Origin of the sequence: Pseudomonas sp. AU11447 (assembly GCF_001672555.2) — a bacterium.
GTDB lineage: Bacteria > Pseudomonadota > Gammaproteobacteria > Pseudomonadales > Pseudomonadaceae > Pseudomonas > Pseudomonas nitroreducens.
In genome coordinates this window covers 36,673-51,149 of sequence record NZ_LZDG02000035.1, presented here as the reverse complement: position 1 = coordinate 51,149, position 14,477 = coordinate 36,673, and the positions used below count along the sequence as shown (strand labels likewise).

Genomic DNA, 14,477 nt, shown 5'->3' with positions numbered 1-14,477 from the left:
GAATCGGCCATTTTACCTGCCGTCTGCCGAGAGTAAACCGCGTGACGCCGGTCTCCTTTACAAGTTGTGCGGAGAATGACGGCGCTGTCTTTCGCGGGCAAATGCGAACCCTTTGCGTCTACAATGGCGGCTTTCGAGATTGACTGGAGGCAGCCCATGGAGGCTCTCGACGCGTTGCTCAACCGTGTGTCCCATGCCCGCCTGAGCGAGCCGGCACCGTCCGCCGAGCAACTGGACCGGCTGTTCCGCTCGGCGTTGCGTGCGCCGGATCATGGGCAACTGCGCCCCTGGCGTTTCATCACCGTGGAAGGCGAGGCGCGCAAGGAACTGGGCGAGCTGTTCGCCCGCGCTGTGGCGGCGAACGAGCCGGACGGCAAGCCCGAGGCGCTGGACAAGGCTCGCGCCATGCCGCTGCGCGCGCCCTTGCTGGTGGTGGCCGTGGCACGCCTGCAGGAGCACCCCAAGGTGCCGGAAATCGAACAGTGGCTGGCCGCAGGCTGTGCCGCCCACGGTATCGTCCAGGCAGCCTATGTCGAGGGATTGGGGGCGATGTGGCGGACGGGCGCCATGGCGTTCGATCCGCTGGTGCGTGAAGGCCTGGGCCTGACCGAGAATGAGCGCATCGTCGGCTTCATCTACCTCGGCACGCCGGTCGGCGAGCTGCGCCGCCCGGCGCCGCTGGACCCGGCCGGCTTCGTCAGCGCCTGGCAGGGCTGAGCGGCAGTTCCAGGCGAACCTTCCAGCCGCCGTCGCGCGCGCGCCAGAACAGGTGGCCACCCTGCCAGCCGGCCAGTCGCCGCACCGGGGGCAGGGCATCCGGCAGCCAGGCCCGCGCTTGCGGGTCGTGGCCGTGCAGGTCCAGGCGCAGTTCTCCGTGGGCTGAGCTGAGCGAGAGTTTCAGCGCTGCGTGCGGTTGCCGCGCCAGCGCCGCCTCCAGCAACGAATCCAGGGCCTCGCCCAGTGCGTCCGGCCAGCTTTCCAGTGGCCAGGTGCCACTCTGCGGCAGGCTCAGGCGCACGCCGGGCCAGCGTGCGCGCCATTGTGCGGCGTGACGTGCCAGCTCTACAGCCAGCACCAGGTACTGCGGGTCGTCGCAGGGCTCGCTGCGCAGCAGGGCTGCCGGCGGCAGCGCCTGTTGCAGGGCGGGGATCGGGGTAGCGATGGCGGGAAGGCTCATGGTGGCTCTCCGAAAGTGCGCTCGGTTCAGGCGGCTTGCCGACGCAACGGCAGGTCGATGCTGGCCAGGAAACCGCCGTCGGGATGGTTGCTCAGGCGCAACCGCCCATGGTGGCGCTCGATGGCGCGGCGGGCGATGGCCAGCCCCAGCCCGTGGCCGGGGCTGCTCTGGTTGGGAGCGCGGAAGAAAGGTTCGCCCAGTTGCGCCAGGTGTTCCTCGCTAGCGCCAGGGCCGTGATCTCGAATGCTGATGTGCAGGCGCTCGCCGTCGATCCGTGCCTGAACTTCCAGCGGGTGCTGGGGCGGGTTGAAGCGCAGGGCATTGCGCAGCAGGTTGTCGAGGGCGCGTTCGAGCATGTCCGGCCAGCCGTCCAGGGCCAGTTGCGCAGCGACGTCGAGCTGGATGTCCTGTTCCGGGTAGAGCAGTTGCGCGTCATTGCGCAGGCGTTCGAACAGTGGCAGCAGGTCGATGCGGCTGGTGGGGCCGGGATCGGCGTCGAGACGGGCGAGGGCGAGGATTTCGCCGATCAGCGCTTCCAGGCGATCGCATTCCTGTTCCAGGCGTGGCCACATGGCGGCGCGCTGTTCGGGGCCGGCACGTTCGGCCAGGGCCAGGGCAATGCGCAGGCGCGCCAGTGGTGAACGCAGTTCGTGGGACACATCGCGCAGCAGCTGGCGCTGGCTGCCGATCAGCCCTTGCAGGCGGGCGCCCATGCGGTTGAAGTCGCGGGCCAGCACGCCCAGTTCGTCGCCACGGCGAGAGAGGCGGGCGAGGCTGTCCTGTTGATAACTGGTCTGGCCGAGGTCATGCACGGCACGGCGCAGGCGGTTCAGCGGGCGGGTGATGGACAGCGTCAGCAGCAGGCTGAATACGGTCAGCACCACCAGGGCGATGCCCAGCGCACTGAGCGGCCAGAGCAGGCTGCTGCGGTGCCAGGCCTGCAACGTCGGGTGCGGAATACGGTAGATGAACAGGTAGGTCTGGTCGGTGCGGCTGCTGGTGTATTCCTGGCTGAGCTGGCGCCAGGGGAAGCGCGGCAGGTTTTCACGGTCGAAGCTGTTGTCGCGTGGGCGCGGTGGTCGTGGCAGGTAGGTGCCGTTGACCAGGCGCTGACCGGTTTCGTCGAGCACCTGCACCGACAGCTCGTACTGCTGCCGGCGGCTTTCCAGCAATTGCTGTGCGGCGTCGGGGCCTTTCGTCTCGTAGAGCAGGGTCCATTGCTTGGCGATGTCGTGCAGCCCCGGATAGCGGGCGATGACCCAGGTGTCCTGGTTCAGCGCGCGGCCCAGCAGGATCGACAGTCCGGCCACCAGCAACAGGGCAAGCCAGAAGGCGGCGAGTATCCGCCAGAAGAGTGAACGCATGGTCTTCCTGTTCAGCCGCATGGTCTATCCGTTGTCAGGGCTCACGGCAAGACGCCGGGAATGAACCCGGCGCCTGCACATCGTGGAGCGATCAGTTGGTCTTGGCGCCGTCCTTCTGGGCCTTCCAGGTCTGGAATTCCGCCCATTCGGCCTTGCGCTGTTCACGCTGCTTCTTCAGCTCGTCGAACTTCTTCTGCTGCTCGGGCGTGAGGATGCCGCGAATGCTGGCGTCGGCCTTGTCGTGGTTGGCCTTGAGCTCTTCCTGCATGGCCTTGCGATCGGCTTCGGGCAGTTTGTTCCAGTATTTCTCGGTGATCGCGCGGCGATCCTTCATCGAGTCGCCCATCACCTTGCCGACTTGCTGGCGCTGGTCCTGGGTCAGGTTCAGTTCGCGGAACGCACCGCCGCGTTCGCCACCGTGCTTGCCGGGGCCATGGTCTTTCATGAACGGGGCCGGCGGCGGAGCGTCGGTCGGCGCGGGAGTGGCCGCCAGCGCGACGGTCGGCAGGGCGGCGGCGATCAGCAGGGCGGTCAGGGTCTTGCGCATGGTGTTTCTCCTTTCAGGGGCCGGTCGTTACCGGATGAGCCCAGTCTAGGGTCGGCAAGGTCAAGGGCGGTCAGGCCCACGTAAAGCTTCGGTAAAGATTAGGTGAGGCCCTGCTGGAATCTTTACGAAAGCCCGGGCCAGAGCGGCCCGGGCTGGGAGTGCGGAGAGGTCAGGGCGCGTAGAAGTAGCCGCGCCCGCGCAGGGCGAGGATGCGCGGGCGGCCGTCGGGGTGGCCGCCGAGCTTCTTGCGCAGGTTGCTGACGTGCATGTCCAGGCTGCGGTCGTACAGCGTCAGCTTGCGACCCAGCGCGAGCTGGGCCAGGGCCTGCTTGTCCAGCGGCTCGCCCGGTTGGCGCAGCAGGGCTTCGAGGATGCGGCTCTCGGAGAGGGTCAGGCTGATCTCTTCGGTGCCTATGGTGACCACGCCGCGCGACAGGTTCAGCGCCAGGTCGCCCAGTTCCAGTTGCGCGCTGGGTTGCGCCGGGTGGCTGCGGCGTAGCACGGCGCGCAGGCGGGCGGTCAGTTCGCGCGGGTCGCAGGGCTTGGCCAGGTAGTCGTCGGCGCCCAGCTCCAGGCCGAGGATACGGTCCAGCGGCTCGCCTCGGGCGGAGAGCATCAGCACCGGCAGGTCCGGGTGGTCGCTGCGCAGCGACTTGAGCAGTTCCAGGCCGCTGCCGTCGGGCAGCATGACATCGAGCACGACCGCGTCCGGCGCTCGGCTGCCGAGGGCAGCTCGGGCCTGCGCGCCATCATGGGCGGCGCGGATGCTGAAGCCTTCCTGGGTCAGCCAGGTGCTCAGCAGCTCGCAGAGTTCGACATCGTCGTCGATCAGCAGCAGTTCACTCATGAAGAGGCTTCTTTCAGTTGATCCATTCGCGGCGCTGGCGGCGCTTGCCGCGGGCCAGTGCACCGAGGATGAAGGCCAGCAGGGCCGTGCCGGCGCCGGTCACGTACCAGGTCTGCTGTTCGCTGAGCAGGCGCGGCGGCTGGTTGGCCTGGGCTTCACGCAGCTGCAGCTTCAGACGCTGGTTTTCCTGGCGCAGACCGGTGATCTGGGCTTCGTCCTGGCTATTGTCGGGGGCGGCCAGTTGCTCGCTCAAGGCCTGGCGCTGCTGTTCGCTTTCGGCGAGGCGGCTTTCCAGCGTGGCGATGCGGTCGGCGGTTTCCTGCCCGCTGTCCGTAGCATGGCTCGAGGCATTGTCGGGCAGGGGGATGGGGCGGGTATTGGACAGCGCCGGCGTCAGGGGTTCCGTGGCGGGCTCTTCGGCCAGGGCGGCGGCGGGCAGGGCGAGGCACAGCAGCAAGGGCAGACGATACATCGGGACTCCTTGTTCGATGATACGGCGCCAGCCCGGACGGGCCGGCGGATACGACTGCGCATCCCCGGCGTCCCTGCCCTGGGGCTGCAACGATGGGGGTCGTTACGGCAGGACTTTCTTGAACGGCTTGACCACGACGTCAGCGTAGACACCCGCGGCGCGGTACGGGTCGGCGTCGGCCCAGGCTTGCGCGGCGGCCAGGGAGTCGAATTCGGCGACGATCAGGCTGCCGGTGAAGCCGGCGGCGCCCGGGTCGTTGCTGTCGATGGCCGGGTGCGGGCCGGCCAGGACCAGGCGGCCCTCTTCCTTCAGTTGCTCCAGGCGGGCGATGTGCGCGGGGCGGGTGGCCAGGCGACGTTCTTGGGAGGCGGTGATGTCACGGGCAATGATCGCGTAGAGCATGTCAGTCCTTGGGTTTTTCGCCGGTAGGCTCATCGTGCATGTGGCGGGCCAGGAACACGCCCTGGCCGATCAGGAACAGCAGGGTCATGCCCAGGCTGCCGAACACCTTGAAGTCCACCCAGTAGTCCTGGAAGGTGAAGGCGACGAACAACTGGACACAGCCGCAGATCAGGAAGAACAGCACCCAGGCGATGTTCAGCTTCGCCCAGAGGGAATCGGCCAGGTTGACCGCGTGGCCCATGATGCGCTGGATCAGCGGCTGGCCGCCGATGAAGTGGCTGCCGGCGAAGGCCAGGGCGAATAGCCAGTTCACCACCGGTGCCTTCCACTTGAGGAAGGTTTCGCTGTGGAAGGCCAGAGTCATGCCGCCGAACACCAGGCATGCTGCGAGCGTCACCCATTGGCCCTTGTCCAGCTTGCGCTGCTTGATCAGCAGGGCGCCGTAGACCACCACGGAGGTGGCGATCAGTACGGCCGTGGCGCTGTAGATTCCCCCGACCGAGAAGCTCTGGCCGGCGAGTTCGACGTTGCGCGGGTCGAGCTTGTAGACGATGAAGAAGAGAATGAGGGGAATGAAATCGATGAATTGCTTCATTACGGCAGCCAGAGCCCAGTAGAGCCGGCATAATACCAACCTGCGGGTGAACTGAAAGGGCCATCCGCCCAACGCTGCGTCAGATCATGGTTTCAAGCCGTTGCCGCGGGAGCGTTGGCACAGAAGCGTCTATACAGAAAGTTATCCCCTCGTCCCAGGAAACCGCATGCGAGTCGACCTGCACTGCCACAGCACCGCGTCCGACGGACAGCTCAGCCCGACCGCCCTGGTCGAGCGTGCCCACGGGCGCGGCGTGCGCGTGCTGGCGCTGACCGACCACGACACCCTCGACGGCCTGCCCGAGGCGCGCCGCGCTGCAGAGGCGCTGGGCATGGAGCTGGTGGATGGCGTCGAGGTTTCCTGCACCTGGGGTGGGGCGACCATTCATGTGCTGGGCTATGGCTTCGACGTGACGGCCGAGCCGCTGGTGAAAGCGCTGGGCGACCTGCACCGCGCGCGCTGGACCCGTGCCGAGGAGATCGGCCGGCGCCTGGAAGCCAAGGGCATGCCCGGTGCCTTCGAGGGCGCGCGGGCGATCCAGGCGGAACTGGGCGACAGCGAAAACGCCCCGGCGCGCCCGCATTTCGCCGAATTCCTGCTACGCCAGGGCCATGTCAAGGATCGCGCCGAAGCCTTCCGTAAATGGCTGGGCGCCGGCAAGCTGGGGGACGTCAAGCAGCACTGGCCGAGCCTCGCCGACGCCGTCGGCACCCTGCGCGAGGCCGGCGCCTGGATCAGCCTTGCGCACCCCTACCAGTACGATTTCACCCGCACCAAGCGGCGCAAGCTGGTGGCGGATTTCATCGCCGCCGGCGGCCATGCGCTGGAAGTCTGCAACGGCCCGCAGCCGGCCGAGCAGGTTGGCGTGCTGAGCATCCTGGTCCGCGAGTTCGGCCTGATGGTCACCGCCGGCAGCGACTTCCACGGTCCCAGCGACTGGTCGGAGCTGGGGCTTTACCGCCGCGTGCCGGAGGACCTGCCGCCACTCTGGCCGCGCTTCGCCAGTGCCGAGAACGCCATCGGGATCGAGGAGACTCCATGAGCCAGTTCTTTCAGATCCACCCGGAAAATCCCCAGGCGCGCCTGATCAAGCAGGCCGTGGAGATCGTCCGCCAGGGGGGAGTGATCGCCTATCCCACCGACTCGTCCTATGCGCTGGGTTGTCGCATCGGCGAGAAGGCCGCGGTGGAGCGCATCCGCCACATCCGCCGGCTGGACGACAAGCACAACTTCACCCTGGTCTGCCGTGACCTGTCCGAGCTCGGCCTCTACGCCAAGGTCGACACGCGCCTGTTCCGCTTGCTCAAGGCGCATACACCCGGCCCCTATACCTTCATCCTCAATGCCACCCGCGAAGTGCCGCGCATGTTGCTGCACCCCAAGCGCCGCACCATCGGCCTGCGCGTGCCAGCCTGCCCGATCGCCCTGGCGCTGCTGGAGGAACTGGGTGAGCCGCTGATGAGCGTCAGCCTGATCCTGCCGGGAGAGACGGAGCCACTGAACGACCCCTACGAGATGCGCGACCAGCTGGAGCACCTGGTCGACCTGATCATCGATGGTGGTTTCGGCGGCGGCGAAGCCTCCACCGTGATCGCCCTCACCGACGAAGACCCGGTGGTGGTACGCGTCGGCTGCGGCGATCCGGAACCCTTCATGGTCAACGCCTGAACACGCCCGGCGTGCTGGCTATACTCCCTCGTTCCATCGCCGAACCCGCGAGGTTGACCGCTTGAGCAGCGTCGAATCCCTGCGCCGCGTGCTGTCCGGCATGCGCCCCACCGGGCGCCTGCACCTGGGGCATTACCACGGCGTGCTGCAGAACTGGGTGAAACTCCAGCACGAGTACGAGTGTTACTTCTCCATCGTCGACTGGCATGCATTGACCACCGAGTACGACGAGACCGCCAGCATCCGCCAGCACGTACGCGACATGGCCATCGACTGGCTGGCGGTGGGCGTCAGCCCCAGCGCGGCGACGCTGTTCATCCAGTCCCAGGTCCCCGAGCACGCCGAGTTGCACCTGCTGCTGTCGATGATCTGCCCGCTGTCCTGGCTGGAGCGTGTGCCGACCTACAAGGAACTGCAGGAAAAACTGGTCCACAAGGACCTCTCCACCTTCGGCTTCCTCGGCTACCCGCTGCTGCAGGCCGCGGATATCCTGATCTACCGCGCAGGCCTGGTGCCGGTGGGCTCCGACCAGTTCGCCCATGTCGAATTCACCCGCGAGATCGCCCGCCGCTTCAACCACCTGTACGGCGGCGAGGTGGACTTCGAGGACCGTGCGCAGACTGCCATCGCCCGCCTGGGCAAGAAGACCGGCAAGCTGTACGTCAGCCTGCGCCGGGCCTGGCAGGAGCAGGGCGACGCCGAAGCGCTGGAAACCGCCCGCGCGCTGCTGATGGAGCAGCAGAGCCTGACCCTGGGCGACCGCGACCGGCTGTTCGGCTACCTTGAAGGCACCAGCCGCATGCTGCTGCCCGAGCCGCATACCCTGACCAGCCACGCACCGAAGATGCCGGGGCTGGACGGACAGAAGATGTCCAAGTCGCACCACAACACCATCGCCCTGCGCGACAGCCCGGCCGTGATCGAGGAGAAGATCGCCCGCATGCCCACGGACCCTGCGCGCGTGCACCGCCGCGATCCGGGCGACCCGGAGCGCTGCCCGGTGTGGCAGTGGCACCTGATCTATTCCGACGACGGCTGCCGCCAGTGGGTGCAGGAAGGCTGCCGCAGCGCCGGGATCGGCTGCCTGGACTGCAAGCGGCCGCTGATCGAGTCGATCCTCCAGGAACTGGCGCCGATCCAGGAGCGCGCACTGGACTACGAGGACAACCCTGAACTGGTGCGCAGCATTCTCGCCGAAGGCGCCGAGCGCGCCCGTGAGGCGGCGCGGGAGACCTTGGTGGAGGTGCGGCATGCCATGGGGCTGTCGTACCGATAGGCAGCGCATTTGCTTTTCGTAATGCCAGGGCCGCATCGCGCCGGTAACCGACCGGGATCAAAGTCCGCTGCTACCCACAGGCTTGCCGCCGCACCATGTGAATCCGCCAAAAGCTCCTCGCGCCGCCGGCAAAAGCAGGGATAATGCCGCCTTCGAACCCTGAGCCTGACGAGTGGCCGATGAGTGACCTGACCGAGCCGGAAGCCCCTGCCGCCGCCCCTGAATACCAGGTGCCGGTGCAGCTGGCGCTCGTCTACGGCGAGGCCCTGACGGAGATGCCGCAGGACCTGTACATCCCGCCGGATGCCCTGGAAGTCTTCCTCGAAGCCTTCGAGGGCCCGCTCGACCTGCTGCTCTACCTGATCCGCAAGCAGAACATCAACATCCTCGACATCCCCGTGGCGGAGATCACCCGCCAGTACATGGGCTACGTCGAGCTGATGAAGTCGGTGCGCCTGGAACTGGCCGCCGAGTACCTGGTAATGGCCGCCATGCTCGCCGAGATCAAGTCGCGCATGCTGCTGCCGCGCTCGGCCGAGGCCGAGGAAGAAGAGGACGACCCGCGCGCCGAACTGATCCGCCGCCTGCAGGAGTACGAGCGCTTCAAGAAGGCCGCCGAGGACCTCGACGAACTGCCGCGCCTGGGTCGTGACTACGTGGTGCCGACCATCGCCGCGCCGGATGCGCGGGCGCGCCGGTTGCTGCCGGACGTGGACATGCAGGAATTGATGCTGTGCATGGCCGAGGTGCTGCGCCGCGCCGACCTGTTCGAAAGCCACCAGGTCACCCGCGAGATGCTCTCCACCCGCGAGCGCATGAGCGAGATCCTCGAGCGCCTGAAGGGCGAGGGTTTCGTGCCCTTCATCACGCTGTTCCGTGTCGAGGAAGGCAAGCTGGGCGTGGTGGTGACCTTCATGGCAGTGCTGGAACTGGTGAAGGAGCAACTGGTGGAACTGGTACAGAACGAGGCCTTCGCGCCGATCCATGTCCGCGCCCGCAGCGAGGTGCAGGAAGGCGCTGCGCCCGTCGAGGAGGTGCTGGAGGAAGGCGACGAGGACGTCTTCGAGCCCCGCGAGGAGGTGCCGGCTGACCTGACCTTCGAGGACGGCCACTTCGACGAGATCGCCGAGGCCGACAGCGAGCCGGACGAAGAGCCGCTGTGATCCGATAGCGTTGCCCTGGCGCTGCGCTTTGAGTAGTTTCCCGCCTGTACCGCAACCTTATGACCTGACCCGAGCTTCCCGATGAATCTCTCCGACCCGCAAGAACTGGCGACCCTGCTCGAAGGCATCCTCCTGGCTGCCGGCAAGCCCATGTCGCTGGAGCGCCTCGGCGAGCTGTTCGAGGAAGCCGAGCGCCCCGAGCCCCAGCAGTTCCGCGACGCGCTGGCGGTGCTGGGCCTGTCCTGTGCCGGGCGGGCTTATGAACTGAAGGAAGTTGCCACCGGCTATCGCCTGCAGGTGCGCGAGAAGTTCGCCTCCTGGGTGGGCCGTTTGTGGGAGGAGCGCCCGCAGCGCTATTCCCGCGCGCTGCTGGAGACCCTGGCGCTGATCGCCTACCGCCAGCCCATCACCCGTGGCGAGATCGAGGAAATCCGCGGCGTCGCGGTGAACACCCAGATCGTCAAGACGCTGATGGAGCGCGAGTGGATCCGCATCGTCGGCTACCGTGAAGTCCCCGGCCGCCCGGCCATGCTCGCCACCACCCGGACCTTTCTCGACTACTTCAACCTGAAGAGCCTGGAGGAGTTGCCGCCGCTGGCCGAGCTGAAGCTGATGGAGCCCGAGCCGCAGCCGATCCTCGAGGACATGGCGCCCACCGTCAGCCTGCCCGGCCCCGAGGAGTACGACGAGGACTACATCCCGCCGTCCCTGCAGGCGCTGGCCGACCAGGCCGTACGCGATGCCGGCGAGGAGCCGGAGCCCGCGCCGCCGGAAGAACCGAAGGAAGAAACCAGTTTCCGCAGCCTGCTCGCCGAGCTGGACGAGATGGAGCAGGGCCTGAAGACCGACTTCGACGACCTCATCGACCGCCCGCCGAGTGACGACGAAGACAGCGGCGTGGATGCCGATTTCAGCGGCGTCCACGGCCTGCCCGAAGTCGCGTCCGACGCCGAGGCTGCAGGCACCGCCGAGCCCGATGCGCCGGCCGAGCCCGCTGCGCAGCCGGAACCGGCGCCCCAGCCGCCGGCCCCCGCGCCGGAAGAAGAGTGGGACGAGGAACGCGCCCTGCGCGAAGCCATGCGCGAGGAAATGGAATTCAACCGGCTCAATCGCGACCATTGAGACCCATTCACCGGCGTTTTCCAGCCGTTCGGTGATTGACTTCCGCCCTCGGCGCGACGACCTTATGTGCCGCGTTCGAAAGGCGCTGGCGACTACACCCGGGGGAGTCGCCGGAATCCCACCTGTTCGATGCCCCTCTAACAACATTCCACAGTGGCCCGGCGCTTCGCGCAGGCTGCTGAGTACCCATATGAAAAGAACTCCAATCAGCCGTATCTGCTGGCTCGGCCTCCTGCTGGGCCTGACCAGCGCTTCGCTTTCCGCCGCCCAGGCGCCTGCCGATGCTCCTGCCGTACCGCTCGCCGGCCAGTCGAAGGACGCCTTCATCGACAGCCTGATGCAGCGTATGACACTGGAAGAGAAGATCGGCCAGCTGCGCCTGGTCAGCGTCGGGCCGGACCATCCCAAGCCGGTACTGCTGAAGGAAATCGCCGAGGGCACCACCGGCGCGGTATTCAACACCGTGGTCCGTCCGGGCATCCGTGACCTGCAGGACGCGGCCATGAAGAGCCGCCTGAAGATTCCGCTGTTCTTTGCCTACGACGTGGTTCACGGCCACCGCACCGTATTCCCCATCGGCCTGGGGCTGGCGGCAAGCTGGGACCTGGCGGCCATCGAGCGCAGCGCGCGCGTCTCGGCCATCGAGGCCAGCGCCGACGGCCTCAACCTGACCTATTCGCCCACCGTCGACATCGCCCGCGATCCACGCTGGGGCCGTGTTTCCGAAGGCTTCGGCGAAGACGCCTGGCTGACCAGCAAGGTCGCCGCCGCAGTGGTCAAGGGCTACCAGGGCAAGGGCTTGAACCAGCCGGAAACCATCATGGCCGGGGTCAAGCACTTCGCCCTGTACGGCGCCGGCGAAGGCGGTCGCGACTACAACACCGTGGACATGAGCCCGCAGCGCATGTTCCAGGACTACCTGCCGCCGTACCGCGCGGCCATCGATGCCGGCGCTGGTGCGGTGATGGTCTCGCTCAACAGCATCAACGGCGTGCCCGCCACCGCCAACAAGTGGCTGCTGCAGGACCTGCTGCGCAAGCAGTGGGGCTACAAGGGCCTGACCCTGAGCGACCACGGTGCGGTGCTGGAGCTGATCAAGCACGGCGTGGCCGCCACCGAGCGCGATGCCACCCAGGCAGCGATCAACGCTGGCGTCGAAATGAACATGAACGACGACCTCTACGGCAAGCACATGCCCGAGCTGCTCAAGGCCGGGCTGATCAGCCAGGACGAGATCGACCGTGCCTGCCGCGACGTGCTCGCCGCCAAGTGGGACATGGGCCTGTTCCAGGACCCGTACCGTTACCTGCAGGGCAAGGACCCGGTGGATACCGATGCCGAAGAACGCCTGCACCGCGCCGACGCCCGCGAGATCGCGCGTAAGGGCATGGTCCTGCTGAAGAACGAAGGCGGCGTGCTGCCGCTCAAGCGCGACGGCGTGATCGCCCTGATCGGCCCGCTGGCCGACAGCAAGCGCGACGTGATGGGCAGCTGGTCCGCCGCCGGCAAGGCCTTCCAGGCCGTGACCGTGCTCGAAGGCATGGGCACCGCCACCCGTGGCCACGCCGCGCTGCTCTACGCCAAGGGCGCCAACGTCACCGACGATCCGGAGATCGTCAAATACCTCAACGAGTACAGCGATGACGTGAAGGTCGACCCGCGCAGCCCGAAGGCCATGATCGACGAAGCCGTCGAGAAGGCGAAGCAGGCTGACGTGGTGGTGGCCGTGGTCGGCGAATCCCAGGGCATGGCCCACGAGGCGTCGAGCAAGACCAACCTGCACATCGCGCAAAGCCAGATCGAGCTGCTCAAGGCCCTCAAGGCCACCGGCAAACCGCTGGTGCTGGTGCTGATGAACGGCCGGCCGATGGACCTGCGCTGGGAAAGCGCCAACGCCGACGCCGTGCTGGAAACCTGGTTCAGCGGCACCGAAGGTGGCAATGCCATCGCCGACGTGCTGTTCGGCGACTACAACCCGTCGGGCAAGCTGACCATGACCTTCCCGCGCTCCGTGGGCCAGGTGCCGATCTACTACAACCACCTGAACACCGGCCGCCCGTTCGACCACGAGCACCCGAACAAGTACACCTCGCGCTACTTCGACTCGGAGAACGGCCCGCTGTACCCGTTCGGCTACGGCTTGAGCTACACCGACTTCAGCGTCTCCGACGTGAAGCTGTCGGCGGCCAAGCTGAAGAAGGGCGACCAGCTGACCGCCAGCGTCACCGTGAAGAACACCGGCAAGGTCGCCGGCGAAACCACCGTGCAGCTCTACCTGCGCGACGTCGCCGCGTCCATCAGCCGTCCGGTCAAGGAGCTCAAGGGCTTCGAGAAGATCCTGCTGCAGCCGGGCGAGTCGAAAGTGGTGCAGTTCCCGATCCGCGAGGAAGACCTGCGCTTCTACGACAGCCAGTTGCGCTACGCCTCGGAGCCGGGCGAGTTCAAGGTCTACGTCGGCCTGGATTCGGACAACGTGAAGGAGCAGAGCTTCACGCTGCTCTAAGCGTTACCCGCTGCTGCAGACGAAAACGCCACGGCTGGTCCAGCCGTGGCGTTTTTCTTTGTCAGGCGGCTTTGGCGAGCCTTCGCGATCGCACGCCGATCAGCCAGCGCACTGTGCCCTGTAGCAGAACGGCCAGCAGTGCCGCCTCGGCAAAGCTGGGCAGGATGTCATTGCCAGGCAAACGCAGCGCCAGACACAGGCAGAAAGCCGCGAAAGCCGGGCGCCCGGTGACCATGCCGCGCAGCAGGGCAATGACGAAACCCGGCCCGTGCAGCCGCTGGGACGACACGCAAAGCACGATGGAGAGCAGCGGGAATACCGCCAGCAAGCCACTCCAGCTGGGGCCCGCCCAGCCGGCGAGGGCGGTGACGGCCAGCGTCAGCAGCGCGCCGGCGAGCATGCGCAGGCTCAGTTCGAAGCGGCCCAGTGGAGCGATGGCGGCGCTCAACTCGGCACGGGGCATGAACAGCTGACTGGTCAACGCGCCCATGGCCGCAGCGAGCAACGCCCAGACGGGCGAGGCGGGCAGTTGCGTCAGTGCCCAGCCGGCCACCAGCCAGGCGAGCATCGCGCCGGTCAGTGCCAGCGGCCATCCGTGGCGCCGACAGATCCAGGCATAGGCGAAGTTGAACGCTTCAGCGGCAAAGATCGCGGCCAGTGCGAGCAGCGCGGCGTGAGCGCCGAACTGGCGGCCATGCTCCACGGTGATCAGATAGAGGATCGGCCCCGCGATGGCGGGCAGGGCGGCCAGGCAGCCGGCCACGGCCGGGCCCCACCAGCGCCCGGAGAGCGAGACCAGCAGCAGGAACAGCGGAACGAGGGTGAGCTTGAGGGCGAGCATGGGCGAGGTCGGGCAGCGTGGACGGCGGATTCTAGCAAGGCGCGCACCCTTCGATTGCCAGGGTCGATGGCGCCGATGGGGAAATCGAGTTGGACCTTGGCGCCGCGCGGGTGTCCATTAGTAGAGACCCACTGACATTCATCCAGCCGAAACCACGAGGAAGTCCGTGAAGAGTCCGTGCATCAAGGTCTGCGAGTTCGAAGAAGGTATCTGCCTGGGCTGTGGCCGCAGCCGCGAGGAAATCAAGGCGTGGAAGCGCGTCGATCATCTCGGCCAGGAAGCGATCCTGGCCGAGGCCGACATGCGCCTGCTGGTGCTGGAGGCGCAGGGAAGACGTCGCTATCGCTAAACAGGCCAACCTGGCAGCTCTGTGCCCTGTATTTCCCTCACCCTAACCCTCTCCCAGAGGGAGAGGGGACCGTTCTGTGCAGGGAGAGCCAATGGCGCCAGCCGGCACAATCGGCTCCCTCTCCCTCTGGGAGAGGGCAGGGGTGAGGGGC

The 14,477-nt window shown here is 67.0% G+C and carries 16 protein-coding genes; 8 read left to right on the top strand and 8 right to left on the bottom strand.

Annotated features, from left to right (window positions below):
• Positions 1-156: 156 nt before the first annotated feature.
• Positions 157-717: an NAD(P)H nitroreductase gene (locus A6723_RS11050; protein ID WP_054909382.1), complete on the top strand. Its 561-nt coding sequence runs from the start codon at positions 157-159 to the stop codon at positions 715-717.
• Here A6723_RS11050 and A6723_RS11045 read toward each other — a convergent pair.
• The 7 genes from A6723_RS11045 to A6723_RS11015 all read right to left on the bottom strand — a co-directional run bounded on the left by A6723_RS11045 (position 698) and on the right by A6723_RS11015 (position 5,404).
• Positions 698-1,177: a hypothetical protein gene (locus A6723_RS11045; RefSeq protein ID WP_054909381.1), complete on the bottom strand. Its 480-nt coding sequence runs from the start codon at positions 1,175-1,177 to the stop codon at positions 698-700. The genes A6723_RS11050 and A6723_RS11045 overlap by 20 nt on opposite strands.
• 26 nt (positions 1,178-1,203) lie before the next feature.
• Entirely contained in the window at positions 1,204-2,541 is a 1,338-nt protein-coding gene (locus tag A6723_RS11040; RefSeq protein ID WP_054909400.1) for a HAMP domain-containing sensor histidine kinase, read from the bottom strand.
• A 91-nt stretch (positions 2,542-2,632) separates the two neighbouring features.
• Positions 2,633-3,088 carry a Spy/CpxP family protein refolding chaperone gene (locus tag A6723_RS11035; protein WP_024766429.1) on the bottom strand — a complete coding sequence of 152 codons (456 nt, stop codon included), beginning with the start codon at positions 3,086-3,088 and terminating at the stop codon, positions 2,633-2,635.
• Positions 3,089-3,257: 169 nt separating this feature from the next.
• Positions 3,258-3,935, bottom strand: coding sequence for a response regulator transcription factor (locus A6723_RS11030; protein ID WP_054909380.1), 678 nt, complete (start codon positions 3,933-3,935; stop codon positions 3,258-3,260).
• A gap of 13 nt (positions 3,936-3,948) precedes the next feature.
• Positions 3,949-4,407, bottom strand: a complete 459-nt coding sequence (locus A6723_RS11025) for a hypothetical protein (RefSeq protein ID WP_054909379.1) — start codon at positions 4,405-4,407, stop codon at positions 3,949-3,951.
• 102 nt (positions 4,408-4,509) lie between these two features.
• Complete coding sequence (locus tag A6723_RS11020) at positions 4,510-4,809, bottom strand: YciI family protein (RefSeq protein WP_024766426.1); 300 nt, start codon at positions 4,807-4,809, stop codon at positions 4,510-4,512.
• Position 4,810: 1 nt separating this feature from the next.
• Entirely contained in the window at positions 4,811-5,404 is a 594-nt protein-coding gene (locus tag A6723_RS11015) for a septation protein A (protein ID WP_054909378.1), read from the bottom strand.
• A 166-nt stretch (positions 5,405-5,570) separates the two neighbouring features.
• Here A6723_RS11015 and A6723_RS11010 point away from each other — a divergent pair, with 166 nt between their 5' ends.
• The 6 genes from A6723_RS11010 (at position 5,571) to bglX (ending at position 13,136) form a co-directional block, all read left to right on the top strand.
• Complete coding sequence (locus A6723_RS11010) at positions 5,571-6,446, top strand: PHP domain-containing protein (RefSeq protein WP_054909377.1); 876 nt, start codon at positions 5,571-5,573, stop codon at positions 6,444-6,446.
• A complete protein-coding gene (locus A6723_RS11005) occupies positions 6,443-7,072 on the top strand; it encodes an L-threonylcarbamoyladenylate synthase (protein ID WP_024766423.1) in 630 nt (209 codons plus the stop codon). The genes A6723_RS11010 and A6723_RS11005 overlap by 4 nt, the downstream gene beginning before the upstream one ends.
• A 61-nt stretch (positions 7,073-7,133) precedes the next feature.
• On the top strand, positions 7,134-8,348 hold the full coding sequence (locus A6723_RS11000) for a tryptophan--tRNA ligase (RefSeq protein WP_082450737.1): 1,215 nt from the start codon (positions 7,134-7,136) through the stop codon (positions 8,346-8,348).
• A gap of 308 nt (positions 8,349-8,656) precedes the next feature.
• On the top strand, positions 8,657-9,511 hold the full coding sequence (locus A6723_RS10995) for a ScpA family protein (RefSeq protein ID WP_233298355.1): 855 nt from the start codon (positions 8,657-8,659) through the stop codon (positions 9,509-9,511).
• A gap of 81 nt (positions 9,512-9,592) precedes the next feature.
• Positions 9,593-10,633, top strand: coding sequence for an SMC-Scp complex subunit ScpB (scpB, locus tag A6723_RS10990; RefSeq protein ID WP_054909375.1), 1,041 nt, complete (start codon positions 9,593-9,595; stop codon positions 10,631-10,633).
• 205 nt (positions 10,634-10,838) lie between these two features.
• Entirely contained in the window at positions 10,839-13,136 is a 2,298-nt protein-coding gene (bglX, locus tag A6723_RS10985) for a beta-glucosidase BglX (RefSeq protein ID WP_256233945.1), read from the top strand.
• 61 nt (positions 13,137-13,197) lie between these two features.
• Here bglX and A6723_RS10980 read toward each other — a convergent pair whose 3' ends face one another.
• Positions 13,198-13,977 carry a hypothetical protein gene (locus tag A6723_RS10980; protein ID WP_054909374.1) on the bottom strand — a complete coding sequence of 260 codons (780 nt, stop codon included), beginning with the start codon at positions 13,975-13,977 and terminating at the stop codon, positions 13,198-13,200.
• Positions 13,978-14,143: 166 nt separating this feature from the next.
• On the opposite strand from A6723_RS10980, the gene A6723_RS10975 reads away from it, so the two are divergent.
• Positions 14,144-14,326 carry a DUF1289 domain-containing protein gene (locus tag A6723_RS10975; RefSeq protein ID WP_054909373.1) on the top strand — a complete coding sequence of 61 codons (183 nt, stop codon included), beginning with the start codon at positions 14,144-14,146 and terminating at the stop codon, positions 14,324-14,326.
• Positions 14,327-14,477 lie beyond the last annotated feature (151 nt).